The sequence below is a fragment of the Bradyrhizobium sp. AZCC 2262 genome, from assembly GCF_036924535.1.
Taxonomy (GTDB): domain Bacteria; phylum Pseudomonadota; class Alphaproteobacteria; order Rhizobiales; family Xanthobacteraceae; genus Bradyrhizobium.
Genome location: NZ_JAZHRT010000001.1, coordinates 901,249 through 926,104, shown reverse-complemented (window position 1 = coordinate 926,104; position 24,856 = coordinate 901,249). Strand labels below are relative to the sequence as shown.

The 24,856-nt window shown below is 62.9% G+C and carries 22 protein-coding genes and 1 pseudogene; 7 read left to right on the top strand and 16 right to left on the bottom strand.

Translation table 11 applies throughout. From position 1 onward, the window contains the following. Window positions 1-42: 42 nt before the first annotated feature. From V1283_RS04210 to V1283_RS04195, 4 genes and pseudogenes are all read right to left on the bottom strand, one after another. Window positions 43-789, bottom strand: a pseudogene (locus V1283_RS04210) (tripartite tricarboxylate transporter permease); the annotation flags it as partial. A gap of 174 nt (window positions 790-963) precedes the next feature. After that, window positions 964-1,506: a tripartite tricarboxylate transporter TctB family protein gene (locus V1283_RS04205; protein ID WP_334385185.1), complete on the bottom strand. Its 543-nt coding sequence runs from the start codon at window positions 1,504-1,506 to the stop codon at window positions 964-966. 60 nt (window positions 1,507-1,566) lie between these two features. Then, a complete protein-coding gene (gene mtnA, locus V1283_RS04200) occupies window positions 1,567-2,670 on the bottom strand; it encodes an S-methyl-5-thioribose-1-phosphate isomerase (RefSeq protein WP_334385184.1) in 1,104 nt (367 codons plus the stop codon). A 41-nt stretch (window positions 2,671-2,711) separates the two neighbouring features. Next, window positions 2,712-3,587, bottom strand: a complete 876-nt coding sequence (locus tag V1283_RS04195) for an S-methyl-5'-thioadenosine phosphorylase (protein WP_334385183.1) — start codon at window positions 3,585-3,587, stop codon at window positions 2,712-2,714. 91 nt (window positions 3,588-3,678) lie between these two features. On the opposite strand from V1283_RS04195, the gene V1283_RS04190 reads away from it, so the two are divergent. Next, window positions 3,679-4,329: a class II aldolase/adducin family protein gene (locus V1283_RS04190; protein ID WP_334385182.1), complete on the top strand. Its 651-nt coding sequence runs from the start codon at window positions 3,679-3,681 to the stop codon at window positions 4,327-4,329. An 8-nt stretch (window positions 4,330-4,337) separates the two neighbouring features. Here V1283_RS04190 and V1283_RS04185 read toward each other — a convergent pair whose 3' ends face one another. Next, on the bottom strand, window positions 4,338-5,315 hold the full coding sequence (locus V1283_RS04185; RefSeq protein ID WP_442895841.1) for a Bug family tripartite tricarboxylate transporter substrate binding protein: 978 nt from the start codon (window positions 5,313-5,315) through the stop codon (window positions 4,338-4,340). Window positions 5,316-5,577: 262 nt separating this feature from the next. On the opposite strand from V1283_RS04185, the gene V1283_RS04180 reads away from it, so the two are divergent. Next, on the top strand, window positions 5,578-5,949 hold the full coding sequence (locus V1283_RS04180; protein ID WP_334385180.1) for a hypothetical protein: 372 nt from the start codon (window positions 5,578-5,580) through the stop codon (window positions 5,947-5,949). A 56-nt stretch (window positions 5,950-6,005) separates the two neighbouring features. Continuing rightward, the gene (locus tag V1283_RS04175) at window positions 6,006-6,335 is read left to right on the top strand and encodes a hypothetical protein (RefSeq protein ID WP_334385179.1); all 330 of its coding nucleotides are present in this window, start codon (window positions 6,006-6,008) and stop codon (window positions 6,333-6,335) included. 44 nt (window positions 6,336-6,379) lie between these two features. Here the strand turns inward: V1283_RS04175 and V1283_RS04170 are convergent, their stop codons facing one another. The 6 genes from V1283_RS04170 to V1283_RS04145 all read right to left on the bottom strand — a co-directional run bounded on the left by V1283_RS04170 (window position 6,380) and on the right by V1283_RS04145 (window position 13,075). Beyond that, complete coding sequence (locus V1283_RS04170; RefSeq protein WP_334385178.1) at window positions 6,380-7,177, bottom strand: enoyl-CoA hydratase/isomerase family protein; 798 nt, start codon at window positions 7,175-7,177, stop codon at window positions 6,380-6,382. 42 nt (window positions 7,178-7,219) lie between these two features. After that, entirely contained in the window at window positions 7,220-8,419 is a 1,200-nt protein-coding gene (locus tag V1283_RS04165; RefSeq protein WP_334385177.1) for a pyridoxal-phosphate-dependent aminotransferase family protein, read from the bottom strand. A gap of 204 nt (window positions 8,420-8,623) precedes the next feature. Beyond that, window positions 8,624-10,135, bottom strand: a complete 1,512-nt coding sequence (locus V1283_RS04160; RefSeq protein WP_334385176.1) for a tripartite tricarboxylate transporter permease — start codon at window positions 10,133-10,135, stop codon at window positions 8,624-8,626. Between the two features lie 10 nt (window positions 10,136-10,145). Further along, window positions 10,146-10,688: a tripartite tricarboxylate transporter TctB family protein gene (locus tag V1283_RS04155; RefSeq protein ID WP_334385175.1), complete on the bottom strand. Its 543-nt coding sequence runs from the start codon at window positions 10,686-10,688 to the stop codon at window positions 10,146-10,148. 58 nt (window positions 10,689-10,746) lie between these two features. Continuing rightward, entirely contained in the window at window positions 10,747-11,730 is a 984-nt protein-coding gene (locus tag V1283_RS04150; RefSeq protein WP_442895699.1) for a Bug family tripartite tricarboxylate transporter substrate binding protein, read from the bottom strand. A gap of 142 nt (window positions 11,731-11,872) precedes the next feature. Beyond that, a complete protein-coding gene (locus tag V1283_RS04145) occupies window positions 11,873-13,075 on the bottom strand; it encodes a pyridoxal-phosphate-dependent aminotransferase family protein (protein ID WP_442895698.1) in 1,203 nt (400 codons plus the stop codon). A 121-nt stretch (window positions 13,076-13,196) separates the two neighbouring features. On the opposite strand from V1283_RS04145, the gene V1283_RS04140 reads away from it, so the two are divergent. From V1283_RS04140 to V1283_RS04130, 3 genes are all read left to right on the top strand, one after another. Next, window positions 13,197-13,928, top strand: a complete 732-nt coding sequence (locus tag V1283_RS04140) for a GntR family transcriptional regulator (protein WP_334385172.1) — start codon at window positions 13,197-13,199, stop codon at window positions 13,926-13,928. Window positions 13,929-14,026: 98 nt separating this feature from the next. Then, window positions 14,027-16,969 carry an FAD-binding and (Fe-S)-binding domain-containing protein gene (locus tag V1283_RS04135; RefSeq protein WP_334385171.1) on the top strand — a complete coding sequence of 981 codons (2,943 nt, stop codon included), beginning with the start codon at window positions 14,027-14,029 and terminating at the stop codon, window positions 16,967-16,969. Between the two features lie 27 nt (window positions 16,970-16,996). Next, window positions 16,997-17,425, top strand: coding sequence for a GlcG/HbpS family heme-binding protein (locus V1283_RS04130; RefSeq protein WP_334385170.1), 429 nt, complete (start codon window positions 16,997-16,999; stop codon window positions 17,423-17,425). Here V1283_RS04130 and V1283_RS04125 read toward each other — a convergent pair whose 3' ends face one another. The 5 genes from V1283_RS04125 to V1283_RS04105 all read right to left on the bottom strand — a co-directional run bounded on the left by V1283_RS04125 (window position 17,426) and on the right by V1283_RS04105 (window position 23,675). Continuing rightward, window positions 17,426-18,208, bottom strand: a complete 783-nt coding sequence (locus V1283_RS04125; protein ID WP_334385169.1) for an enoyl-CoA hydratase/isomerase family protein — start codon at window positions 18,206-18,208, stop codon at window positions 17,426-17,428. It abuts the gene before it with no gap. Window positions 18,209-18,279: 71 nt separating this feature from the next. Further along, the gene (locus tag V1283_RS04120) at window positions 18,280-20,388 is read right to left on the bottom strand and encodes a molybdopterin oxidoreductase family protein (RefSeq protein WP_334385168.1); all 2,109 of its coding nucleotides are present in this window, start codon (window positions 20,386-20,388) and stop codon (window positions 18,280-18,282) included. 84 nt (window positions 20,389-20,472) lie between these two features. Further along, window positions 20,473-21,225 (bottom strand): 3-oxoacyl-ACP reductase family protein, encoded by a 753-nt coding sequence (locus V1283_RS04115; protein ID WP_334385167.1) that lies wholly within the window; start codon window positions 21,223-21,225, stop codon window positions 20,473-20,475. 6 nt (window positions 21,226-21,231) lie between these two features. After that, window positions 21,232-22,605: an MmgE/PrpD family protein gene (locus V1283_RS04110; RefSeq protein WP_334385166.1), complete on the bottom strand. Its 1,374-nt coding sequence runs from the start codon at window positions 22,603-22,605 to the stop codon at window positions 21,232-21,234. A gap of 5 nt (window positions 22,606-22,610) precedes the next feature. Further along, window positions 22,611-23,675, bottom strand: coding sequence for an ABC transporter substrate-binding protein (locus V1283_RS04105; protein WP_334385165.1), 1,065 nt, complete (start codon window positions 23,673-23,675; stop codon window positions 22,611-22,613). Between the two features lie 185 nt (window positions 23,676-23,860). Between V1283_RS04105 and V1283_RS04100 the strand changes: the two genes are divergently transcribed. Then, window positions 23,861-24,835, top strand: a complete 975-nt coding sequence (locus tag V1283_RS04100; protein ID WP_334385164.1) for a Bug family tripartite tricarboxylate transporter substrate binding protein — start codon at window positions 23,861-23,863, stop codon at window positions 24,833-24,835. Window positions 24,836-24,856: the final 21 nt, after the last annotated feature.

Genomic DNA, 24,856 nt, shown 5'->3' with positions numbered 1-24,856 from the left:
GCATTTCTGACTGAGGTCGCACTCGGCTCCAGGACACCAGCCCCACTGCGCCAGAAATCGAATTACGACCACGCGCAGCGAGATGCCGGCGGCATGGCCGCGCAGCGCCAGGCGCTCTTCCATGGTCAAGAGGATCTCGCTGATGCCGAACAGGCCGATCACGGCGACCAGGAAGTTGATGCCGCGCAGCAGTTCCGCCGAGCCGAAGGTCATGCGCAGCTGGCCGGACACGGTGTCCATGCCGATGCCCGCGAGAAGGAGGCCGAGCGACATCGAAATGACCGTCTTGTGCTTGGCCTCGCGGCCGAGCCCGACGAACGAGCAGAAGGTCAGGAGATACACCGCGAAGAATTCGGGCGGCCCGAATTTCAGCGCGAACGACGAGATCATCGGCGCCAGAAAGGTGATCAGCATCACCGCGACCAGCGAGCCGATGAACGACGAGGTAAACGCCGCGGTCAGCGCTTCCGCCGCCCTGCCCTGCTGCGCCATCGGATAGCCGTCGAAGGTGGTCGCGACCGACCAGGCTTCGCCGGGGATGTTGAACAGGATCGAGGTGATGGCGCCACCGAACAGCGCGCCCCAGTAGATGCACGACAGCATCACGATCGCCGAGGTCGGGTCCATCGTGAACGTCAGCGGCAGCAGGATCGCCACGCCGTTGGGTCCGCCGAGGCCCGGCAGCACGCCGACGAAGATGCCGAGCACAAGCCCGAGGATCATCAAGAACAGCGTCTTCCACGTCAGCAACACGGCGAAGCCGTGCATCAAGAGGCCCAAAGCTTCCATTTACGGGGCTTCCATCAGTTAATCCCAAGCAGTTCGTCATTGCGAGCGAAGCGAAGCAATCCATGGTGCAGCAAAGCAAGAATGGATTGCTTCGTCGCGGAGTTTATCATCGGGCCGGCCGAAGGCCGGACCCGTTGGCTCCTCGCAATGACGGAACGAGTCATACCAGGTCCGCTAGCGGCCGAGGGCCGCTTCGAGCGGACCCTTTGGCATGATGACGTCGAAGGCGATGTCGAAGGTCACGAACATCACGGCGGTGAACACGAAGGCGGTGAGCAACGACTTCCACCACGCGATCTTGCCGACCACTCGCATGAAACCCGCAATCAGCACGAAGCTTGCGACATAGAGCCCGAGGAACTGCATGGCGAGGCAGAACAGCAGCGTCGGCACGAATACCGCCATCACGCGGCGAAGCTGCGCCCGCGTCACGAAGACCTCGGTAGCCTTCTTGCGCGACAGGAACGCCGCGACGAGGCCATAAAGGCTGGCGCCGGCGAGGATGACCGAGAGATAGAACGGAAAATAGCCGGCCTGCGGGCCGGTCGATTCCCAGCCCGCGCCGGTACGCCAGTTGTCGTATCCGAGCGTCACCGCGAGCGCGAGCAACAGCAGGGAGACTATCACGTCGACCGCGCGAACGCTGGTTACTGCAGGCGAATCGGCCTCGGGCGCAGTCGGATCTTCAACGACGATTTCGATGTCGGTATTGGACATGGAGACGGTGAACCCCGATACGACAGACCTGAACGGGGATACGTGCCGACGTCGCCGGCGTCAATGTCCCGCGCTGCGCTCCGGGAATGCGCTCGCAAGTGCAGCACGCTCGGGACGAAGCAGGCCGCGTTCGGTGATCAATCCCGTCACCAGCCGTGCCGGCGTGACGTCGAAGGCGTAGTTGGCCACTGGCGAGCCGTCGGGGACCACGCGCACGGTCTCGACGCGCCCATCGGTGGTGCGGCCGGTCATGGTCGCCACTTCGTCGGCGCTGCGCTGCTCGATCGGAATCTGCCTGATGCCGTCATCGATACTAAAGTCGATGGTCGGCGACGGGAGTGCAACATAGAACGGCACGCCATTATCGTGTGCGGCGAGCGCCTTCAGGTAGGTGCCGATCTTGTTGCAGACGTCGCCATTGGCGGCCACCCGGTCGGTGCCGACGATCGCGAGATCGACCATGCGGTGCTGCATCAGATGGCCGCCGGTGTTGTCAGGGATCACCGTGTGCGGCACGCCGTGGTGGCCGAGTTCCCACGCCGTGAGCGAAGCGCCCTGATTGCGCGGCCGGGTCTCGTCGACCCAGACATGAACCTTCAGGCCGCGATCATGCGCGAGGTAGATCGGCGCCGTCGCGGTGCCCCAGTCTACCGTGGCAAGCCAGCCGGCGTTGCAATGGGTCAGGACGTTGACCGGCTCGCCGGGCCGCTTCCTCGCTGCGATCTGCTCGATCAGCGCCAGGCCATGCCGGCCGATCCCCTGGTTGATCGCGACGTCCTCCTCGGCGATTTCGCCCGCGCGCCGGTAAGCTGCCGCGACCCGATCCGATGCCGACAACGGCCGGAGGATGCGCGCCATCTCGTCGAGCGCCCATTTCAGGTTGATCGCCGTCGGCCGCGCCGCCAGCAGCATGGCATAGGCGCGATCGAGCGCCGCATCGGAAGCATCGGCACGCATGGCAAGCGCCACACCAAAAGCCGCGGTCGCGCCGATCAGCGGCGCGCCGCGCACCAGCATGGAGCGGATCGCTTCGGTCGCATCAGCAGCGCTTGCGATACGCGCCACCACGAATTCATGCGGCAACCGCCGCTGATCGATCGCGCCGACCGTCCGGCCGTCCTCCTCGAGCCAGATGCTGCGAAAATGCCGGCCGTCGACCTTCATGTTCTACGCCCTTCGCGTCGCGCGCCCGCTGGAAGACATCCTCACGACCGAAGTACCCTCCCCGCCACCGCATCGAGCTTGGCGAGCAACTTGAGATCGCGCGCTTCCGGCGCCGTGATCAAGGCGGTGTCGAGCGCCTTGTCCGATCCAACGGGACAAGGCTCATGCTCGCGCGGAAAATCCCTGGCGAGGCGTGCGACGAGCGCCTTGGCCTTGCCGGCATTCGAGTTCAGCACGCGAATGATGTCCTGCACGGTGACCGCGTCGTGATCGGGATGCCAGCAATCGAAATCGGTGACCATGGCCACGCTGGCGTAACAGATCTCGGCCTCGCGGGCGAGTTTGGCCTCGGGCATATTGGTCATGCCGATCACCGAATAACCCTGCGCCTTGTAGGTCAGGCTCTCGGCGAGGCTGGAGAACTGCGGACCTTCCATGCACACATAAGTGCCGCCCTGCACCGCCGCGATGCCCTCGGCCTTGGCGGCCGCCGCCAGATGCACGTGCAGGCGCGGCGATACCGGATGCGCCATCGAGACGTGGGCGACGCAGCCCTTGCCAAAGAACGAGCTTTCGCGCCGATAGGTGCGGTCGACGAACTGATCGACCAGCACGAAGGTTCCAGGCGGCAGTTCCTCCCGGAACGAACCGCAGGCCGACAGCGAAACCAGGTCGGTGACTCCGGCCCGCTTCAGCACGTCGATATTGGCGCGGTAGTTGATGTCGGAAGGCGAGAGTACATGGCCCTTGCCGTGGCGCGGCAGGAACACGATCGGCAAGCCTCCGATGACGCCGCGCGACAGGGCTGCGGACGGCTCGCCCCAAGGGCTCTCGATGGTCTCCTCGCGGACGTCCTCCAGCCCCGGCAGGTCGTAGATGCCGGATCCGCCGATGATGCCAAGCACGGCACGCGTCATGACTTCTCCCAGTCAGGATTTCACGCAAGATGTTCGACTATACTGCGGCGCAATAATCAAGCATTGTCGCGCGGTTGCAAGGGGTCTCCAAATGCGGAACACGAAGGACCGGGAAAAGCGCCAATCGATCATCGATGCCTGCCGCAGCATGAATGCGCTCGGCATCAACCAGGGGACATCTGGAAATATCAGCCTGCGCCATGGCGAGGGACTGCTGATCACGCCGACCAGCACGCCTTACGAAGCGATGCAGCCCGAGCAGATCGTGTTCATGCGCATGGACGGCTCGCACAATGCCGCCCAGCAACCGTCGAGCGAGTGGCGGTTTCACCTCGACATCCTCAAGGCCCGGCCCGAAATCAATGCGGTGGTTCATGCCCACCCGCCCTATTCGACGATCCTCGCCATCATGGGCCTCGAAATTCCGCCGATCCATTACATGATCGCGTGTGCCGGCGGCGACACCATCCGTGTCGCGCCGTACGCGACCTTCGGCACGCAGGAGCTTTCGGAGCACGCCGTGCGCGCGCTCGAAGGCCGGCTGGCGTGCCTGCTGGAACACCATGGCATGATTGCGGTCGGCGCATCGCTTTCGAAAGCGATGTGGCTTGCCGTCGAAGTCGAAACGCTGGCCCGGCAATATCACGGCTGCCTGCAGATTGGGACGCCGCGACTGCTGCCGAAGGCGGAGATCGAAAACGTTCTCGGCAGGATCGCAGGATACGGTCCTGCCGACAAATAACGTTCGGCCTATTTCGCGACGAAGCCCGCTTCGATCATCAGCGAGGCGTTGAGCTTGTCGTCCTCTTCGAGGAATTTCAGCATGTCCTTGCCGGTAAGGAAGATCGGCTTGAGCGCCTGCTTCTCCATATAGTCCTTGTACTCCGCCGTCTGCGTCACTTTCTGGAACAGGTCGACGTAGAACGCCTGTTGTTCCGGCGTCACCTTGCCGGGCAGGAACATCGCGCGCAGCATCAGATACTGCACGTCGAGACCTTCTTCCTTGCAGGTCGGGATGTCGTTCCAGGACTGCGTTTCCGTCACCTTGGTGGTGTAGGAAATTCTCTCCTTGTCGAACACGCAGAGCGCGCGCACCTGGCCGGCGCGCCAGACCTCGAGATTTTCGGATGGATTGTTGACGTTGGCCTCGGTGTGCTTGCCGACGAGCTGCGTCGCGGCCTCGCCGCCCGACTTGTACGGCAGATAGGAGAATTTCGCGCCGGTCTTCTGCTCCATGAACACGGTCAGCACGTGATCCTCACGCTTGGAGCCGGTGCCGCCCATCTTGAACGGCGAACTCGCGGCCTTGGCGGCGGCGATGAAGTCCTTCACCGTCTTGGGGCCCTCGGCGTTATCCCACAACACGAACTGGTCCATCGCGACGACAGACACCGGCGTCAGGTCACGCCAGTTGAAGGGGATCTTGGCCGACAGCGGCAGCATGTAAATCAGCGAATAGGCGATCAGGACCTTGTTGGGATCTCCGTCGCTGGACTTCATGTACATCAGCGCCTCGGCGCCCGATGCCCCGCCCTTGAGCGATACAACCATCGGCTGCTTCATCAGATTGTTCTTCTGAATGGCCGCCTGCATCATCCGCGCCATCTGGTCGGACGCACCGCCCGCGCCGGCTGCGACCACGATTTCGACCGGCTTGGTCGGCTCCCAGGCGGCAAGCGCCGGGGTGCTTGCGATCATGGCCGTCAAGGCGGCCGCGGCTTTCAGCATCTGTCCCACGAGGTTTCTTCCCTATGTATTTGCAAGGCTTTGTAAAAATCAGATTGGCTTGGTGCTGCATTTTGCGAGCGAACCGACGAGAGTTCAAGCTGCAGGGGCAATTTGCCGCCTATGACTTTCGCATGAGGCACAAATCTTTCCAGCAAGGCCCGTGGTTATGTACAGCCGGTTCAATCTCGCCGCTTTTCCGTTGCATGGCTGTGAGTGGGCTCATTTAATGAACGCTACAAGGAAAATCAGGAGGAGAAACTGAATGAGAAGGATTTTAGTGGCGGTCCTCATGGGCGCGGCGCTGATCGTCGCGGGTTGTGGACGGGATCCGGGACCGAAAGGGGAAACCGGCCCACAGGGACCAGCCGGGCCGCAAGGTGCGCAGGGCGTGCAAGGCGTGCCGGGCGCTCAAGGCCAACAGGGTCCCCAAGGGCCACAGGGACCGCAGGGTGCGCCCGGCGCGAAAGGCGATCCGGGACCTGCTGGCGTTTCCATCAGGTCGGTTCAGGCCAACGGCGAGGTCAGCTGCGATGCAAATGAAAACCTGGTGTCGGTGTTCTGTCCGTCCGGCGGTGCACCCGATGGCGCCAAGTGCGGCACCGGTCCGGCCATCGGTCTTTGTCTCAAAAAGTAGCCGTCCTATTGCACTAGCTGCGCTGCGATCCGACGAATGACGGCTGGCGAAAAAACATGAAAGCGTTCGCGATTGGTTTGCTTCTGGCTTGTCTTGCCACCGCCGCGGACGCTGGTTCCTCAATCATCGGCGCAGGCTCTCAAACCTGCACGGCGTGGACCAACCGCAAAAAGAATGCGGTCGTCAAAGGAAGCTTTGAATCCTGGCTGGTGGGATTTATCAGCGGACTGAACATCAGCGGTGAACGCGACATGGTTGGCGGCGGTGACTTCGACGCGATCATCGCGTGGATGGATCACCGCTGCCTCACGAGCCCGTCAGACAGAATAGGTATCGCGGCGCTCGATCTGGGTATGGAATTGGCAAGAAAGGCTGCCAGGCCATAGTGAGAAGCAAGACCCGATCTGACCGCTTGTGTTGCCCCGCTCGACTACTTGCCCTTCCAGTTCGGCGTGCGCTTGTTGAGGAACGCGTCCATTCCCTCGCGGAAATCCTCGCTCATATAGGCGCGCAGTATCAGGTCCCGGCCCTCCTCGCGCGACAGGGTACGACGGAGGCGGAGCACTGCTTCCTTGGCGGTTTCCATCGTGATCGGCGCATGGCCGGCAACAAGCTTGGCGGTTTCGTCGGCTCGGCGTTGCAGCGTCGGAACGTCGGGCACCACCTCGTTGAGCAGACCGAGCGACAGCGCCTCGGGCGCCTCGATCAGCCGCGCCGTAAAGATCAGATCCTTGGTCCGTGCCGGTCCGACCAGCGCAACAACCCGGCTGATATTTGACATCGACAGGCAATTGCCGAGCGTGCGCGCGATCGGAAAGCCCATCCGCGTCGCCGCCGTACCGATCCTGATATCGCAGCAGGCGGCAATTCCCGCGCCGCCGCCGGTGCAGGCACCGGCGATCGCCGCAATCGTCGGCACCCTGACCTTCTCCAAGGTCCCCAATACGCGATCGATCCGCTCTTCATATTCGAGCGCGTCTTCCGCGGTCTTGAAAGCCCGGAACTGCGAGATATCGGTGCCCGATGCGAACGCCTTGTCACCGGTGCCGGTCAGGATCATCACCTTGATCGAGCGGTCCTTGTTGACGTCCTCGCAGATCGCCGCCATCCGCTCGTACATCGCAAAAGTCAGCGCGTTGCGCGCCTGCGGCCGGTTGAACGTCAGCCGGGCTATGCCGTCCTCGACGGAATAGAGCAAGTCTTCGCTGGCAGCTACCGGTGCGTTCATCACAGTTCTTTCTGTTCTTTTCGTTGCTGGGTCGAGACCAATTCAGGCGACGGCGGCCTTTGGCATCGCGACGACGTCGCGTCCCTTGAGCACTTCCATCGCCGCCAGCACGCCGCCGCCGCGATGCGGCACCTTGGCGAGATCGAGGCCCATCTCGACGCCCGACAGCGTGCCCATCAGCATCAGGTCGTTGAAGTGCCCGATGTGACCGATCCGGAACACCTTGCCCTTGATCTTGTTCAGGCCGGTGCCGAGCGACATATCGAAGTTTTCCAGCACGACCTTGCGGAAATTATCGGCGTCATGGCCTTCCGGCATGACGACGCCGGTCAGCGCGGGCGAATGCGCGCCCTGCTCCTGGCACTGCGTTTCGAGGCCCCACACCTTGGCGGCCGCGCGCGTCGCGGCGCTGTGGCGCTTGTGACGGGCGAAGACGTTCTCCAGCCCTTCCTCCTCGAGCATCTTGACCGCTTCGCGTAAGCCGAACAGCAGGTTGGTCGCGGGCGTGTAGGGCCAGGTGCCCGCCTTGTTGATCGCGATGACTTCCTCCCAGTCCCAATAGGAACGCATGGCAGGGTTCGTTTTCGCAACCGCCAGCGCCTTTTCCGAGATGGCGTTGAAGCCGAGACCCGGCGGCAACATCAGGCCCTTCTGGGAACCTGCGACCGACACGTCGATGCCCCAGGCATCATGCTCATATTCCAGCGATCCGAGACCGGAGATGGTGTCGACCATCAGCAGCGCGGGATGGTTGACGCGGTCGAGAATTTTACGGACGTCCTGCGGATGGGTGACGCAGCCGGTCGAGGTCTCGTTGTGAACCACGCAAACGGCCTTGATCTTGTGCGCCTTGTCGGCCGATAGCCGCGCCTCGATCTGCTCGAGGTCGGCGCCATGGCGCCAGTCGCCGGGCAGGAAATCCACGTCGAGCTTGAACTTCTCGGCGATACCGCGCCACAGCACAGCAAACTGACCGGTCTCCGCCATCAGAACCTTGTCACCCGGTTGCAGCGTGTTGACGAGCGCAGCCTCCCAGGCACCGGTGCCGGACGACGGGTAGATGATCACCGGCTGCCTGGTGCGAAACACCCGCTGCATGGCGGCCAGCACGGCGTGACCGATCTCGGCGAATTCCGGACCCCGGTGGTCCATGGTCGGCATGTCCATGGCGCGCAGAACCCGGTCCGGCACGTTGGTCGGTCCCGGAATCTGCAGAAAATGCCTGCCAGTATGCACGGTCATAGGCGTCCTTCCCGGTCTTGTCTTGGCTTCGCGAGCCGCTCGAATACCACTATTCGACGGGCTTGTCCCCCTCCGGGCGGGGGCTGTCAATGCATCAGAAGCAGAGCTTCACCATGGGAAGCGCCGCTGACACGAAAGTTGGCCATGACCAGGTATCGCCGACGAAAGCCCTTCTACTCGACCGCCTTGAGTGTGGCTTGCGAACTAGGCCTGCGCCGGCCGCATGAGCTTTCCGGCGCCGCTGATCACCTTGTCAATGACCGGCCAGAACAGCAGCACGATCGCCAGCGTCGTGATCGAGCCGACCAGGCCGTTGGACCAGAACACTTTCAGGTCGCCGCCGGAGCCGATCATCGACAGGCGGAACGCGTCCTCGGCGCGGTTGCCGAGCACCAGCGCCAGCGTGAATGGCGCGAGCGGAATGCCGATCTTCTTGAAGACGTAGCCGACCACGCCAAACCCCAGCATCAGCCAGATGTCGAACATCGCGTTCTGGATCGCGTAGGCGCCGATCGCGCAGGACACGACGATCATCGGGGCGACCGCCGCGAACGGCACCCGCAGGATCGAGGCAAAGATCGGCACCGTCGTCAGCACCAGCACGAGACCGACAACATTGCCGAGATACATCGAGGCGATCAGGCCCCAGACGAAATCCTTGTGCTCGACGAACAGCAACGGCCCGGGGTTGAGACCCCACACCATCAATCCGCCGAGCAGGATTGCCGCAGTACCGGAGCCGGGGATGCCGAGCGCGAGCATCGGCAGCAGCGCCGCGGTGCCGGAAGCGTGCGCCGCGGTTTCCGGCGCGAACACGCCCTCGATGCGGCCCTTGCCAAAACTGTCCTGGTCCTTGGAGAAGCGCTTGGCGAGGTTATAGCCCATGAACGACGCGGCGATTGCCCCGCCCGGGGTAATGCCGAGCCAGCAACCGATGAAGGAGGAGCGCAGCAGCGTCACCCAATATTTCGGCAGGTCCTTCCAGACCGACAGCACCACGCGCAGCGAGATGCCGGCGGCATGGCCGCGCAGCGCCAGGCGCTCCTCCATGGTCAAGAGGATCTCGCTGATGCCGAACAGGCCGATAACGGCGACGAGGAAGTTGACGCCGCGCAGCAGTTCCGCCGAGCCGAAGGTCATGCGCAACTGGCCGGACACGGTGTCCATGCCGATGCCGGCAAGCAGCAGGCCGAGCGACATCGAAATGACCGTCTTGTGCTTGGCCTCGCGGCCGAGCCCGACGAACGAGCAGAAGGTCAGGAGATACACCGCGAAGAATTCGGGCGGCCCGAATTTCAGCGCGAACGACGAGATCATCGGCGCCAGGAAGGTGATCAGCATCACCGCGACCAGCGAGCCGATGAACGACGAGGTAAACGCCGCGGTCAGTGCTTCCGCCGCCCTGCCCTGCTGCGCCATCGGATAACCATCGAAGGTGGTCGCGACCGACCAGGCCTCACCGGGGATGTTGAACAGGATCGAGGTGATGGCGCCGCCGAACAGCGCGCCCCAGTAGATGCACGACAGCATCACGATCGCCGAGGTCGGGTCCATCGTGAACGTCAGCGGCAGCAGGATCGCCACGCCGTTGGGTCCGCCGAGGCCCGGCAGCACGCCGACGAAGATGCCGAGCACCAGACCGAGGATCATCAAGGTGATGATCTTCCAGGTCATGAGGACGGCGAAGCCGTGCAGCAGCAATCCAAATGCTTCCATGACAGGCTTCCTAGCGGCCGAGCGCCGCTTCGAGCGGACCCTTCGGCATGATGACGTCAAAGGCGATGTCGAAGGTCACGAACATCACGGCGGTGAACACCAAGGCGGTGAGCAGCGATTTCCACCACGCGATCTTGCCGACCACTCGCATGAAACCCGCAATCAGCAGGAAGCTTGCGACATAGAGCCCGAGGAACTGCATGGCGAGGCAGAACAGCAGCGTCGGCACGAATACCGCCATCACGCGGCGCAGCTGGGCCTGCGTGACAAACGTCTCTCGGGCTTCCTTGCGCGACAGGAATGCGGCGATCAGGCCGTAGAGACTCGCGCCTGCAAGGATGACGGAGAGATAGAACGGGAAATAGCCGGCCTGCGGGCCGGTCGACTCCCATCCTGCGCCGGTGCGCCAGTTATCGTATCCGAGCGTCACTGCGAGCCCGAGCAGCAGGAGGGAGACGACCACGTCGACCGCGCGAGTGCTGGTGACCACTGGCGAATCCGCCTCGGGCGCGGTCGGATCATCGACGACAATTTCAATATCAGTGTTGGACATGGTCTCTCACGGCTGATTTCGTGGTCTTTCTTCGACAGCAGAGCGGGAGCGCGAAGGCTTACGGCGCTGCAAACCCTGCTTCCGTCATCAGCGACTTGTTCAACGCGTCATCCTCTTCGAGGAATTTGAGCATCTCCTGCCCCTTGAGGAAGACCGGCTTCAGCGCCTGCTTCTCCATGTAGTTCCGGTACTCGGGCGTCTGGGAAATCTTTTGAAGCAGGTCGACGTAGAATGCCTGTTGCTCCTGGCTGACTTTTCCGGGCAGGAACATCGCGCGCAGCATCAGATACTGCACATCGAGACCTTCTTCTTTGCAGGTCGGAATATCGTTCCACGACTGCGTTTCGGTCACCTTGGTGGTGTAGGAAATTCTCTCCTTGTCGAACACGCAGAGCGCGCGCACCTGGCCGGCGCGCCAGACTTCCAGATTTTCGGAAGGATTATTGACGTTGGATTCGGTGTGGTTGCCGACCAGCTGCGTTGCGGCTTCGCCGCCGGATTTGTACGGCAGGTAGGAAAATTTGGCGCCGGTCTTCTTTTCCATGAATATCGTGAGCACATGATCCTCAGGTTTGGAACCCGTGCCGCCCATCTTGAACGGAGGCGCGGCGGCCTTCGCGGCAGCGATGAAGTCCTTGACCGACTTTGGACCTGCCGCATTGTCCCACAGGACGAACTGATCCATCGCCACGACAGCCACGGGTGTGAGGTCGCGCCAATTGAAGGGAATTTTCGCTGACAGCGGCAGCATGTAAATCAGGGAATAGGCGATCAGCACCTTGTTGGCGTCGCCATCGCTGGATTTCATGTACATGAGCGCTTCGGCGCCGGATGCCCCACCCTTCAGGGACACCACGATCGGAGCCTTCATCAAGCCATTCTTCTGGATCGCCGCCTGCATCATGCGGGCCATCTGATCCGAGGCGCCGCCGGCACCCGCCGCAACCACGATCTCGACCGGCTTCGTCGGCTCCCATGCCAGTGCCGGCATTGCGCCTGCAGCCAGTAGCAGTCCAACGGCGACGCCTGTTACCTTGCGCATATCTTCCCCATTAGCTGTCGGCGCTTGCGCCTGATGTTCTTTGGATCGCTTCGACGGATTCGCTGACAAACAGAGCGGCCAATGGAATTCGCGAAACGATAGAGGCCTCAACGGACCGACGAAGTTCGGTCTGCCGATTGCGTTACACGCCCACCACTTTGAGAGGCGTGGGATTGTTGGTTTCCGTTCGGCCTTCGAGGTAGCTCATCGCAGCCGCCACGCCGCCTGCCCGATGCGGTACGCCGGCGACCGACAACCCCATCTCGACGCCGGTCAACGCCCCGAGCAGCGTGAGCTCGTTGCATTCGCCGAGATGGCCGATGCGGAACACCTTGCCCGCGACTTTCGACAGGCCTGCGCCGAGCGACATGTTATAGTTGTCGAGCACGACCTGACGGAATTGATCGGCGTCGTGCCCCGGCGGCATCAGGACGGCGGTTAGCACGGGCGAATGCTCCTGAGGTTCCTGGCACAGCACCTCCAGCCCCCAGTGATGGACCGCCGCTCGCGTCGCTGCGGCAAGCCGCTGGTGACGCGCGAACACATTGTCGAGCCCCTCTTCCAGCAGCATCGCGATCGCCTCACGCAGCCCGTAGAGCAGGTTTGTCGCCGGCGTATACGGGAAGAAGCCCTTCGCGTTCGGCTTCAGCATCTCCTCCCAGTCGAAATAGGAGCGCGGCATCCGGTTGGTTCTGGCGGCGGCGCGGGCCTTCTCCGAGATCGCGTTGAAGCCGAGGCCGGGCGGCAGCATGAAACCCTTTTGTGAGCAACTGACGCTGACGTCGACCTTCCATTCGTCATGCCGGTAGTCGACCGACCCGAGCGAAGAGATGGTGTCGACCATCAACAATGCGGGATGTCCGGCCCGATCAATCGCGGCGCGGATGTCGGCGATACGGCTAGTGGCGCCGGTCGACGTCTCGTTATGGACCACCATCACCGCTTTGATCGCGTGTGCGGCATCCTCCGCGAGCCTGGCCTCGATCTCGGCGGGGTCGGCCCCGCGACGCCAATCCCCGGCAATGAAATCGACCTCGATCCCGAAACGGCCCGCCATCTGGCGCCACAGGGTCGCAAAGTGGCCGGTCTCCACCATCAGGACCTTGTCGCCGGGCGAAAGCGTATTGACGATTGCGGCCTCCCAGGCGCCTGTCCCTGACGACGGGAAGATCACCACCGGTCCAGCGGTCTGGAAAATCCTCTGGCTACCCTCCAGCACCGCCCGGCCGAGCTCGGCGAACTGGGCACTGCGGTGATCGATCACGGGCATGTCCATGGCGCGGAGAACGCGGTCTGGAACCGGGCTCGGGCCCGGAATCTGCAGAAAATGCCGTCCTTGTCGCATGACAACCTCCAAAAACGCGCCTTGAGGGTCATTTTGCATTCATTTTTTGTCTTTTCAACTTATTTTTGGTATTCGATTTAGATCGTCGACGCCGCAGATTCCGCAAATTACTGTTATGCAAATGAAATCCACGATTCCCGAAACCGGAGTGCCGATCGCCCAGCCGGACCGCCAGGAGGCCTCGCTGCATGGCGAAATCCTGCTGCGGCTTCGCGACTACGTCGTCGAAGGCAACATTCCAGAGGGTGCACGCGTTCCCGAACGGCAACTCTGCGAGATGCTTGGAATCTCCAGGACGCCACTGCGCGAGGCGCTCAAGGTCCTGGCTGCGGAGGGCTTCATCGAGCTCCTGCCCAACCGCGGCGCACGCGTGCGCCAGCTTAGCGAGCGGGATCTGGAGGAGCTTTTCGACGTGATGGCCGGCCTGGAAAGCCTCGCCGGACGCCTTGCCTGCGAGGCCATCACGGACGAGGAAATCGCAGCGATCGAGCTGCTGCACTATGAGATGTACGGCCATTACCTCAATAGCGACATGCACGGCTATTTTCAGGTCAACCAGCGCATCCACGAGAGCATCGTGGCTGCCGCACGCAACGAGACCCTGCGCGCGGCCTACGCCAGTTTTGCCGGCCGGATCCGCCGCGTCCGCTATTCCGCCAATTTCGCGCGCCAGCGGCAGCGCTGGGGCGAGGCCATGCGCGAGCACGAAGCGATCCTAGATGCGCTGCGCCGCCGCGCCGGAAGCGAACTGAGCGATATCCTGTTCCAGCACTTGCGCAATAAACGAACCGCCGCCATCGAACATCTGGCCGTGGCACGAGACGCCACGGAGGCCACGGCGGCGGGCAGATAGCTTGCCGATTATGAATTCATAATGTAGTTCGTCCTATAAAAAGTGCAAAATCCCGTTGAGGGGTTACAACAGCCCTCTTGGATCGCTTTGGATTTGGGATGAAAAACGCCTCGACACTCCAGCGACGCCTGCGGTCAAATCTGACCGGCGATGTGTTCTTCGATGCCTTCAACCGCGGTCGCTATGCCACCGATGCCTCGTTCTACCAGATCATGCCGGCCGGCGTGGTGGTGCCCCGCAGCATCGACGAGGCCCTCAACGCGCTCGCCATTTGCCGCGACGAGGGCCTGATCGTCACCCCGCGTGGCGGCGGGACATCGCAATGCGGCCAGACCGTCAACGAGGGAATCGTCGTCGACTTTTCCAAGCATCTGAACCGCATCCTCTCGCTCGATGTCGAAAACCGCACTTGCGCGGTCGAGCCCGGCATCGTGCTCGACGATCTCAACCGCCAGCTCAAAAAGCACGGGCTCTGGTTTCCGGTCGACGTCTCCACCGCTTCGCGCGCGACCATCGGCGGCATGGCCGGCAACAATTCCTGCGGCGGCCGTTCGCTGCGCTACGGCACCATGCGCGACAACACACTGTCGATGGATGCGGCGCTGGCCGATGGCACGCTTCTGCATTTCGGCGAGGTGCCGCGGGATCTGGCGCAGGTGAATTCGCCCCAGAGCGGGCTTGCGCTATTCCGTGACATGCTCGATCTCGGCGAGCGCGAGGCTGCCGAGATATCGGAGCGGTTTCCAAAGGTGCAGCGCCGCGTCGGCGGCTACAATCTCGATGCGCTGGTGCCGCGCAATGCGCCGAACAACATGGCGCATCTCCTGGTCGGCTCCGAAGGCACGCTGGCCTTCACCACGCAGGTCGAACTCAAACTGTGGCCAGTGATCCGCAACAAGGTGCTCGGCGTCTGCCACTTCGGCAGCTTCTATGAGGCGATGGACGCGGCCCAGCATCTGGTCAAGTTGCGGCCGATCGCGGTGGAGTTGGTCGACCGCACGATGATTGCGCTAGGGCGCGACATTGCCATGTTCAGGCCCGTGATCGAGGCGACCGTGCGGGGCGATCCCGACGCGCTGCTGATCGTCGAGTTCGCCGAAGAGGATCAGCCCGACAATCTGCAAAAGCTGAAACAGCTTTCGGAGTTGATGTCGGATCTTGGCTTCGGCTGGAACCATCCGCAGCGTAAATGGGGCGGCGTGGTTGATGTCGTCGAGCCCGCGACGCAGACGGCGATCGCGGATTTCCGCACCTCCGGCCTCAACGTCATGATGTCGATGAAGCAGGAAGGCAAGCCGGTCTCCTTTGTCGAGGATTGTGCCGTGCCGCTGCCGCACCTCGCCGATTATACCGAACGGCTCAACACCATCTTCGCCAAACACGGCACGCGCGGCACCATGTATGCGCATGCCTCCGAAGGCTGCCTGCATGTGCGCCCTGTCCTCAATTTGAAGCTCGAAAAGGACGTGAAAGCGATGCGCGCCATCGCCGAGGAAACCTTCGAGATGGTCCGCGAGTACAAGGGCTCGCACTCCGGCGAGCATGGCGACGGGCTGGTTCGTTCCGAGTTTCACGAAACGATGTTCGGCTCCCGCATCGTTGCCGATTTCCGGGAGGTCAAGGCGCGCTTCGATCCGGACAATCTGCTCAATCCCGGCAAGATCGTCGATCCGCCCAAAATGGACGATCGTTCGCTGTTTCGTTATCGGCCGGACTATCGCATAGGCGAACTGAAGACCGTGCTCGACTGGTCAGCCTATCCCGGCGCCGGCGGTGGCTTTCAGGGCGCGGTCGAGATGTGCAACAACAACGGCGCCTGCCGGAAACTCGAAGGCGGCGTGATGTGCCCGTCCTATCGCGCGACCCGCAACGAGAAGGACGTCACGCGCGGCCGTGCCAACACGCTGCGGCTCGCGATCTCTGGCCAGCTCGGGCCGGATGCTCTCGCCTCCGACGATATGATGGACACGCTCAAACTCTGCGTATCCTGCAAGGCCTGCCGCCATGAATGCCCGACCGGCGTCGACATGGCGAAGATGAAGATCGAGGTACTGGCCGCCCGCGCCGAAAAACACGGCCTATCGCTGCGCGACCGGCTGGTCGGCTATCTGCCGCGCTATGCGGACCTCGCCTCCCGCTTCGCCCCACTTGCCAATTTGCGCAACAACAGTTCGTTGCTGCGTGCGCTATTCGAGAAGTTTGCGGGCGTCAGTGCGAAGCGAGCTCTACCCGCATTCCGCCGCGACGTGTTCAAGGCCGACTCCCAGGTCTTCGGCCCCGCCGACGGCCACGAGGTCGTGCTGTTCGCCGATACGTTCAACCGCGCCTATGAGCGCGAGAATCTCGACGCCGCCTTGCGTGTTTTGGTCGAAGGCGGATATCGCGTGCATCTTCCGCGCCCCGCCGACCGCGCCCGTCCGCTGTGTTGCGGACGGACATTCCTCTCGGCAGGTCTGGTCGAACAGGCGCGCAGCGAACTGGACCGTCTGGTCACGACTTACACCCCATTCGCCGCGCGCGGCGTGCCGATCGTCGGACTGGAGCCGAGTTGCCTGCTGACGCTTCGCGACGAACTGCTCTCGCTGCGCTCGGACAATGACGCCAAGAGCGTCAGCGCGCATGCATTGTTGTTCGAGGAGTTTCTGGTTCGCGAGGCGGAAGCCGGCCGCCTCAACTTGCCGCTCGGCGCGATGCCGGGCAAAGCGCTGGTTCACGGCCACTGCCATCAAAAATCATTCGGCGCGTTCAAGCCGGTCGAAAAAATACTTCGCCTCATTCCTGACCTCAAAGTCGAAACCGTCGAGTCCAGTTGCTGCGGCATGGCCGGCGCGTTCGGCTACGGCGCCGACACCTATGAGGCCTCGATGGAAATGGCCGAGCTGTCGCTGCTGCCGGCGGTACGCCGCGCCGATACCGCCACGCTGATCGTCGCCGACGGCACTTCGTGCCGGCACCAGATCAAGGATGGCACGAACCGTGCAGCACTGCACGTCGCCCGGGTGCTCGCGATGAGCCTCGACAGCGCGCGGCCCAACCATTAATCCCGCTCAATCGCAAAGGAACTTATTATGGCTGAACTCACCCTCGACGTCGCCCGCAAGATTCTCGATGCCGCCCTTGCCAAGGGCGTTGAGAAGAAACTGAAGCCGCTGGTCATCACCATTCTGGATGCCCGCGGCTGCGTGAAGGTCACGGCGGCGCAGGATGGCACCAGCCTGATGCGGGCCGAAATCGCGCACGGCAAGGCCTATGGCGCGCTTGCGATGGGCATGGGATCGCGGGCGCTGTTCCAGCGTGCCCAAGAGCAGGCCTATTTCGTCGGTGCGGTGAATGCACTGGCGCAGGGACGTTTGGTGCCGGTGCCCGGCGGCGTGCTGGTCCAGGGCGACGGCGGCCTGCTCGGCGCCGTCGGCGTCAGCGGCGACACGTCTGACAATGATGAGATCTGCGCCGTCGCGGGGATCGAAGCCGCTGGACTGAAGGCAAACGCCGGATAATCACTTTCCCGTCCACGACGGCTTGCGTTTCTCGCCGAAGGCCTTGAGGCCTTCCTTGGCGTCCTCCGTCATCGCCAGCAACGCGATCTGGCTTTCGGTATAGGCGATGCTCTCGTCGAACGACATCGAAGCGATCGCCCGCATCGCGTATTTGCCGCGCCGGATCGCGGTCGGCGACTTGTCGACGATGCGGCTGATCAGCCAGTCGACCCTGGCGTCGAGCTCCGCCGCCGGCACCACGTAGTTCAGGAGTCCGGCCGCCTGCGCCGTGTGTGCATCGAACGGCTCGCCGGTCAGCGACCATTCGCTGACCAGCCGCTTGGGCGCGATCGACTGCAGCAGGCTCAGCACCTGCATCGGGAACACGCCGACCTTCACCTCGGGCAAACCGAAAATCACATGATCGGCGGCGACGGCCATGTCGGTCATGCACAGCAAGCCCATGCCACCGGCCATGCAGACGCCTCCCACCCGTGCGATCGCAGGCTTGGTGGCGTTTTGCGACAGCCGCAGCAGGTCGGCGTAGTCGACATTCGGCCTGGAAAAATCCATCGCGAAGGCAGCGCCGCTGTTCTGCAGGTCAGCGCCGGCGCAAAACGCCTTCTCGCCCGCCCCTGTCAGCACGATGACGCGGACATCCTTATCGTCATGCGCTTCGCGATAGCCGCGGACGATGCCGGCGACCACGTCGGCATTGATGGCGTTGCGCTTGTCCGGCCGGTTGATGGTAATCCAGAACGCCTGTCCGCGCTTTTCGCGTATCACGCTATTGGTATCAGTCATTGTCCCACTCATCCCGTTGCCAAATGCTGGCCAGCATTTGCGGCAGGATCACCGTGGACTGCAAGTGCGGTCTAGCTCTTGCGCGCAGTAGCTGACGCCATTTTTTTGATCCAGACCTTGTTGTCATGGAACGCCGCGCCGCCGACCGGCGCGACCGTTTCGGCACCGGTCAGCATGTTGATGCCGTGGCCGCCGATATGGGCCTTGTTCGGATGAATGGACTCGGCGATCAGCACACCGCGGCGTAGGCCGTCAAACAGTTTCACGGTCAGCGTGGTTTCGCCTCGCATGTTGCCGAGCGTCACGGCCTCGCCATCGGCGATCGAAAGGGCCGCGGCGTCCTCCGGGTGCATCATCAGCGTCGGCGCGCCTTCGCGAGCCTGCGATCCCGGCGTCTCATTGAAGCTGGTATTGAGATAGCTGCGCGACGGCGAGGTGGCGAGACGGAACGGATGTTTCTCATCCGCCTCCTCGATGATCGTCCAGTGATCGGGCAGCGAGGGCATCTGCGCCCACGGACCAAGGCCCGGATTGCCCCACGGAGGATTCGCCCAGTCGGCCTTGAAGTGGAATTTCTTGTCGGCATGCGCGAAGCCGTCGAGATAGTGCGAAGTGCGAAAATCCGGCTGGATGTCGCGCCATAAATCCGCTTCGAGGGTTTCAATATCGCCGTGGCCGCTCTTCTTCAACGTCGCATCGATCAGCTCGCGCGGCGTCATCTCAAACCCGGGATGCACGGCATTGAGGCGGCCGCCGAGGCCTTGCAGCACCTCATGATTGGAACGGCACTCACCGGGCGGATCGATCAGCTTTGCACCGACCGAAATATGCTGGTGACCGCCGCCGTAATAGAGGTCGTCGTGTTCCATGAACATCGTTGCCGGAAGCACAATGTCGGCCATGGCGGCCGTTTCGGTCATGAACTGCTCGTGCACCGCGACGAAGAGGTCCTCGCGGGCAAAGCCCCGGCGCACCAGCGCCTGTTCCGGCGCGACCGTCACGGGATTGGTGTTCTGGATCAGCATCGCCTTGACGGGGCCGCCACCCTTCAGCGCCTCCGCATCCCCGGTCAGGATGCGGCCGATCTTGGACTGATCGAGCCAGCGCGTCGTGCGGTCGATCGCGTCGTGGCCCTCGATGATGGATTCGTTGAACTTCCAGATCCCGGCATTGTTGAAGAAAGCGCCGCCGCCTTCATACTGCCAGGCGCCCGTCACCGCGGGAATGCACAGCGCCGCATGCATCTGCGCCGCGCCGTTGCGGCTGCGGGTAAAGCCATAGCCGAGGCGGAAAAAGGAACGTTTGGTCTGGCCGACGAGGCGAGCAAATGCCTCGATCTCCTCGACCGGCACACCCGAGATCCCCGAGGCCCATTCCGGCGTACGCGTTGCCAGATGCTTTTCCAATTTATCGGGACAATCGGTGTAGCGATCCATATAGGCACGGTCCGCGTAACCCTCGCGGAACAGCACGTGCATGACGCCACAGGCGAAGGCGCCATCGGTGCCCGGCCGCAAAATGATCTTGATATCGGCCTGCTTCATGGTGTCGTTGTTGTAGATGTCGATCGCCGCGATTTTCGCGCCGCGCTCCTTGCGGGCGCGCGAGGCATGCGTCATCACGTTGACCTGGGTGTTCACCGGATTGGTGCCCCAGATCACGACGAGATCAGAGACCCCCATCTCGCGCGGATCGACGCCCGCGATCTTGCCGGTGCCGATGGAAAAGCCGACGCGTGCAATGTTGGCGCAGATGGTCGAATAGAAGCGCGAATATTTCTTCACGTGCGACAGGCGATTGATGCCATCGCGCATCACGAGTCCCATCGTGCCGGCATAGTAATAGGGCCAGACGGATTCAGCGCCGAATTCACGCTCGGCCTGATCGAAGCGCGCGGCGATTTCGTCGAGCGCCTCATCCCAGGAAATCTGCGCGAACTGGCCCGAACCCTTTGGTCCGGTACGGCGCATCGGGTGGAGCAGCCGGTCAGGGTGATGAATGCGCTCGGCGTAGCGTGCGACCTTCGCGCACACCACGCCCGCCGTGTAGGTCTGAACCTTGGAGCCGCGGACCCGGCCGATCGAGCGACCGTCGATTACCTCGATGTCGAGCGCGCAGGCCGACGGGCAATCGTGCGGACAGGTGGAATGGCGGATATCGACCTTGGCATGCTGGTTCATGCGCTTCTAGGTAACATCAAATGCCGCCGTCGCCGAGAGGGTTTGTCCGGCCGTGCACCTGCAAAAACGGCCTTTTGCCATGCGTCAGGCGCCCAAATAGGCGCCGCCATTGGTGTGGATGGCCTGTCCATTTATGTAGCGCGCACCGGGCCCACACAGAAAACGCACGGTTGCGGCGACGTCTTCCGGCAGCCCGCGATTGCCGGTGATGGTCTGATGGGTCAAATGATGCGCCGGCTCCGGTTTGTCCTTGGACCGCGGCGTGCCGATCAGCCCGGGAACCACGCAGTTCACGGTAATGCCGTCATCGGCAAGATCGTGGGCCAGCGCCCGCGTCAGGCCGATGATGCCCGCCTTCGCGGTCACGACATGCGCGCGATTCTTCGCACCCGTATGCGCGCTGAGGCCGCCGATATTGACGATCGTTCCCGCACCTGACTTGCGCAACCCCGGCAGGCAGGCCTTCACGCAGAGGAACGCGCCGTCGAGCGTAACGTCAAGGATTTCGCGCCACGCCGCATAGCTCATCTCGGCGAACGGTTTCTCGCGCCGCAACGCCGCGTTGTTGACGAGGATATCGATACCGCCAAGTTGCTTGACGGCCACATCCGCCATGGCCTGCACCGCCACGGCGTCGGCGACGTCGCCGATATGAACCAGCGCTTTGCCGCCTGCAGCCTCGATCTCCCGTGCGACGGCCTCGGCCTCGGCACGGTTGCTGCGCGCATTGACCACGATGGACGCCCCGCCCTCCGCCAGGGTCAGCGCGATCGCACGGCCGATATTGCGGCCCGCCCCGGTGACGACAGCGACTTTGCTGGCGAGTTCTTCGGTCATGAGTCGCTACCCGCGCAATGAGGAAAGATCGATGCGGCCATTATACAGCCCCGTCATCAGTTTCATCGCCGTATCGCTTTGCACAGCGCTCCAGCCGCCGTGGTCAGCGTTGAGCAGAAACTTGTCGGTCACATCCTGCCGCGTCAGCGGCTCCCGCGCACCGCCGCGCAAGTATGGCTGCCGCTCTTCAACCACGCTACCGTCCCGGAGCGTAGCGCGGATGTGGCCGGTATAGTTGTTCGGATAGGGATTGTCCGGGTCGATCACGAATTTCACTTTGGCAGCAAGCGCAAGCACTTGCCCATCACGGATCGCGTTGTCTGTGAACGCGCCAAGCCCGACGCCACCATGCACGAAGCCTGAGGCCAACAGGTATGGTGTTGCGAACTTGGCAGCATAGCCGTTGCGCGGACGTTGCTTGTCGGCGAGCGGCTCCCACAGCCGGTGCACCGTCCCCTCCGCCACCTCGCAGGCGATCTCCGCGACGTCCTCCGGTTGGATGCCGCGCGCGGCCAGCCGGCGTGCGCAATCGATATAGGGCTGCGCCATGGTCCCGCATGGATAAGGCTTGAACGCCAGCGTGTCCGTCACCCAGCGCGTACCGAAATCGCCGGTCAGCGCGGCGTAATCACCCTCCGTGGTGTGCGCGAAGCCGTGGAACAGCCCGTGCACGCCCTCGAACACGGTGCGCGGGCCAACGAACCCTCCCCGCGCCAGGAGCGCGGCGCGGATACCCGATTGCGCCGCCCATCCGGCATGCAGCCGTTTGGTCCAGGCGCCCTCTGCGAGATATTCGATGATGCCGCCGGCCATGCTGCCGGCGACGCCGAGCGCATCGACGATCTGCCTGGCGGTGAGGCCAAGCGCGGCACCGACGCCGGCGGCCGCGCCCATCGCGCCGAAGATCGCGGTCGGATGGAAGCCGGCCTTGTGAACGGCCTTCGGCACCACGAGACTCAAGCGACAGAGCACTTCGGTGCCGACCGCGATCCCGATCAGCGCCATGCGGCCATCCGGATTATGCCGCTCGCAGGCGGCGAGCACCGCCGGCACGATCACGGCGCCTGCATGCACCGGGCCGCCCTCAAAAGTGTCGTCGAAATCCTCGCCATGCGCGGCCGTTCCGTTGACGAAGGCGGCGCCCGCAGCATTCAGTGTGCGCCGATGCCCGATCGCCGTGCATGGGCCGTCATCGTCGCAGCCCGCCAGCGCGCTTCTGATGTAGTCCTCGTTACGCGCGGTGACGCATAGCCCGACCACATCGATCAGCAGGTCCTCGCATTTGCGCGCGGTTGCAGCCGGCAAGGCGCCGGCTTGCAGTGCGACGATCTTTTCGGCCAGCGTTTCCGCAACCGAGGTCTCAGGCAGTCCGGCGGTCATATCGGTCAAACGCGAAAGATTTTTGTGTAGCGCGCCTTGATGGCCTCGCCTTCCTTCTCTACCGCCGCGGCGTCATCCTTCATGGTCTTGATGTCCTTGAGCGGCTTGCGCCCTGCCTTCTCGACTGTCTGGGAATGCACCGAGCGGAGGCCGCCGAGATCGATGATGAGCTGCTGGGCCTCCCGGCTGAGACTGAACGACTGGAACAGCCTTGCCGCGTTCGGATTTGGCGCGTCCTTGAAGACGCCGTTCGGTCCGATGATCAGCGGCGACCCTTCCGTGGCGTAAATCGGCTCGACCGGACGGCCCGCCTCCTTCATCTGGAAGATGTTGTATTCGTTGCCGTCGGCCATCACCGCGCGCTCGCCGAGATCGAGCTTCTTCGGTGGATCGGCCGATGACTGCACCTGCATGATGTTCTGCTTGGCGAGCTGTTCGAAGAAGCTCCAGCCGAGATCGCGCTGCATCTGGTAGGTCGCCGTCATGATGGTGCCGCTGTAGCCCGGATGCGCCTTGACGATCTTGCCCTTCCATTTCGGATCGAGCAAATCCGCAAAACTCTTCGGCGCGTCCTCTGCTTTCACCAGATTGGTGTTGTAGGCGATGATGCTGAGCCAGACGCGAAAACTCGCAAACTGGCCGTCCGTATCCCTGTGCTCGGCCGGATAGAATTTTGCGACCTCCTCCGGCACGTAAGGCGCCAGAATGCCGTCGCGCTTCCAGACGATGAAATGCGCGGCATCGGACGAATTCACCACGTCGACGGCATGGATGTTGCTTGAATATTCCTGCCCGATTCGCTGGAACACGCGCTCGGCACCGGTGCGTTCGACCCGCACGGCGATGCCCGGATATTTCGCCTCGAACGCCTTGGCCAGCTTCTCCGCGACCGGCAAATCGGTCGAGGTGTAATAGATGACCTTGCCTTCCTTCTTCGCCGCCTCGATCAACGCCGGCGTTACCGCTTCGGGCGGCGGCGCTGCAGCCATCACGCGCGTGGAAAATGCTGCGCCTGCGAAAGCGGCGCCGGCGCCCTTGAGGAGGTTGCGTCGCGAAAGCGAATTTCTCATGAGCGTGTCCATCGATCTGTTCTCGGATCTTGTTTGTTCTTGGATTTGGGCTTGTTCTTGCTGGGTCCGGTACCCCGCAAGCTATCTTTTATTCCTACGACGCGCTGCCAGTCTTTCGTCGACAGCTCATTCGCATTGCAGCTAAGCTTGCCGTAAGGAACAAAACAAGAGTGTGGGGGGGTGAAATGACGGGCCCAAGGATTGCGCTGGCGTTTGCCATAACGCTGCTTGCAATACCCCTCGATTCGCCCGCGCAGGCGCAGGACTATCCGTCACGCCCCGTGAAGGTGATTGTTCCCTTTGGCGCCGGCGGACCTGCCGACGTTACCGCCCGCCAGATCGGCAACATCCTGCAGGAGAGTTTTGGCCAACCCTTCGTGATCGAAAACCGTACCGGGGCCGGCGGCGTGATCGGCACGCAGGAGGCCGCCAAGTCGCCGCCCGACGGCTATACGGTGCTGATGATGTCGAACACCCAGACTGCGAATGAATCGCTGGTTCCGCAGCGCAAATACGAGCTGATGCGCGATCTCGCGCCGATCGCGCCGATCAACTATTCCGACCTCGTCATCGTGGTTCATCCCTCCGTGCAGGCGAAGACGCTGCAGGAATTCATCGCGCTTGCCAAATCGCAACCCGGGAAATTGAACTATGCGTCGTCTGGCCAGGGCACGCCGTACCACATGGCGGGCGAGCTGTTCAAAGCCATGGCCGGCATCGACGTCCTGCACGTGCCCTACCGCAACAGCGGCGAGGCGCGCAGCGGCGTGATCGGCGGCCAGGTGCAGATGATGATCGACGCGGTCCCGGCGATGGCCCCCAATGTCGCCGAAAATCAGGTGCGCGCGCTGGCGACGACCGGCAAGACGCGCTCAACGGTGCTGCCCAATGCGCCAACCGTGATCGAGGCTGGCGTTCCCGGCTATGAGGCCACCATCTGGCTCGGCCTGATGGCACCTGCGGGCACGCCAAAGCCGATCATCGACAAGCTCAATGCGGCGGTGAACGCGGTGGTGAAACGGCCCGATATCGTCAAGCTATGGACCCAGCAGGGCGCGGTTCCGATGTCGATGACCCCTGAGGAATTCGACAAATTCCTGCGCGGCGATATTGTGAAGTGGGCGGAAGTGGTCAAGAAATTCGACAAGCCGCCGCAATAAGAAGCCTGCGAGAAGGTTCGC

What these genes read in the sequence shown, in the direction of transcription:
- V1283_RS04205 (WP_334385185.1), bottom strand. Translation starts at nt 1,506, where the DNA reads ATGTCCAATACCGACATCGAAATCGTCGTTGAAGATCCGACTGCGCCC.
- V1283_RS04190 (WP_334385182.1), top strand. Translation starts at nt 3,679, where the DNA reads ATGCGGAACACGAAGGACCGGGAAAAGCGCCAATCGATCATCGATGCC.
- V1283_RS04140 (WP_334385172.1), top strand. Translation starts at nt 13,197, where the DNA reads ATGAAATCCACGATTCCCGAAACCGGAGTGCCGATCGCCCAGCCGGAC.
- V1283_RS04115 (WP_334385167.1), bottom strand. Translation starts at nt 21,225, where the DNA reads ATGACCGAAGAACTCGCCAGCAAAGTCGCTGTCGTCACCGGGGCGGGC.
- V1283_RS04105 (WP_334385165.1), bottom strand. Translation starts at nt 23,675, where the DNA reads ATGAGAAATTCGCTTTCGCGACGCAACCTCCTCAAGGGCGCCGGCGCC.
- V1283_RS04120 (WP_334385168.1), bottom strand. Translation starts at nt 20,388, where the DNA reads ATGAACCAGCATGCCAAGGTCGATATCCGCCATTCCACCTGTCCGCAC.
- V1283_RS04170 (WP_334385178.1), bottom strand. Translation starts at nt 7,177, where the DNA reads ATGAACGCACCGGTAGCTGCCAGCGAAGACTTGCTCTATTCCGTCGAG.
- V1283_RS04160 (WP_334385176.1), bottom strand. Translation starts at nt 10,135, where the DNA reads ATGGAAGCATTTGGATTGCTGCTGCACGGCTTCGCCGTCCTCATGACC.
- V1283_RS04145 (WP_442895698.1), bottom strand. Translation starts at nt 13,075, where the DNA reads ATGCGACAAGGACGGCATTTTCTGCAGATTCCGGGCCCGAGCCCGGTT.
- mtnA (WP_334385184.1), bottom strand. Translation starts at nt 2,670, where the DNA reads ATGAAGGTCGACGGCCGGCATTTTCGCAGCATCTGGCTCGAGGAGGAC.
- V1283_RS04135 (WP_334385171.1), top strand. Translation starts at nt 14,027, where the DNA reads ATGAAAAACGCCTCGACACTCCAGCGACGCCTGCGGTCAAATCTGACC.
- V1283_RS04180 (WP_334385180.1), top strand. Translation starts at nt 5,578, where the DNA reads ATGAGAAGGATTTTAGTGGCGGTCCTCATGGGCGCGGCGCTGATCGTC.
- V1283_RS04125 (WP_334385169.1), bottom strand. Translation starts at nt 18,208, where the DNA reads ATGACTGATACCAATAGCGTGATACGCGAAAAGCGCGGACAGGCGTTC.
- V1283_RS04150 (WP_442895699.1), bottom strand. Translation starts at nt 11,730, where the DNA reads ATGCGCAAGGTAACAGGCGTCGCCGTTGGACTGCTACTGGCTGCAGGC.
- V1283_RS04185 (WP_442895841.1), bottom strand. Translation starts at nt 5,315, where the DNA reads ATGCTGAAAGCCGCGGCCGCCTTGACGGCCATGATCGCAAGCACCCCG.
- V1283_RS04175 (WP_334385179.1), top strand. Translation starts at nt 6,006, where the DNA reads ATGAAAGCGTTCGCGATTGGTTTGCTTCTGGCTTGTCTTGCCACCGCC.
- V1283_RS04165 (WP_334385177.1), bottom strand. Translation starts at nt 8,419, where the DNA reads ATGACCGTGCATACTGGCAGGCATTTTCTGCAGATTCCGGGACCGACC.
- V1283_RS04100 (WP_334385164.1), top strand. Translation starts at nt 23,861, where the DNA reads ATGACGGGCCCAAGGATTGCGCTGGCGTTTGCCATAACGCTGCTTGCA.
- V1283_RS04130 (WP_334385170.1), top strand. Translation starts at nt 16,997, where the DNA reads ATGGCTGAACTCACCCTCGACGTCGCCCGCAAGATTCTCGATGCCGCC.
- V1283_RS04110 (WP_334385166.1), bottom strand. Translation starts at nt 22,605, where the DNA reads ATGACCGCCGGACTGCCTGAGACCTCGGTTGCGGAAACGCTGGCCGAA.
- V1283_RS04195 (WP_334385183.1), bottom strand. Translation starts at nt 3,587, where the DNA reads ATGACGCGTGCCGTGCTTGGCATCATCGGCGGATCCGGCATCTACGAC.
- V1283_RS04155 (WP_334385175.1), bottom strand. Translation starts at nt 10,688, where the DNA reads ATGTCCAACACTGATATTGAAATTGTCGTCGATGATCCGACCGCGCCC.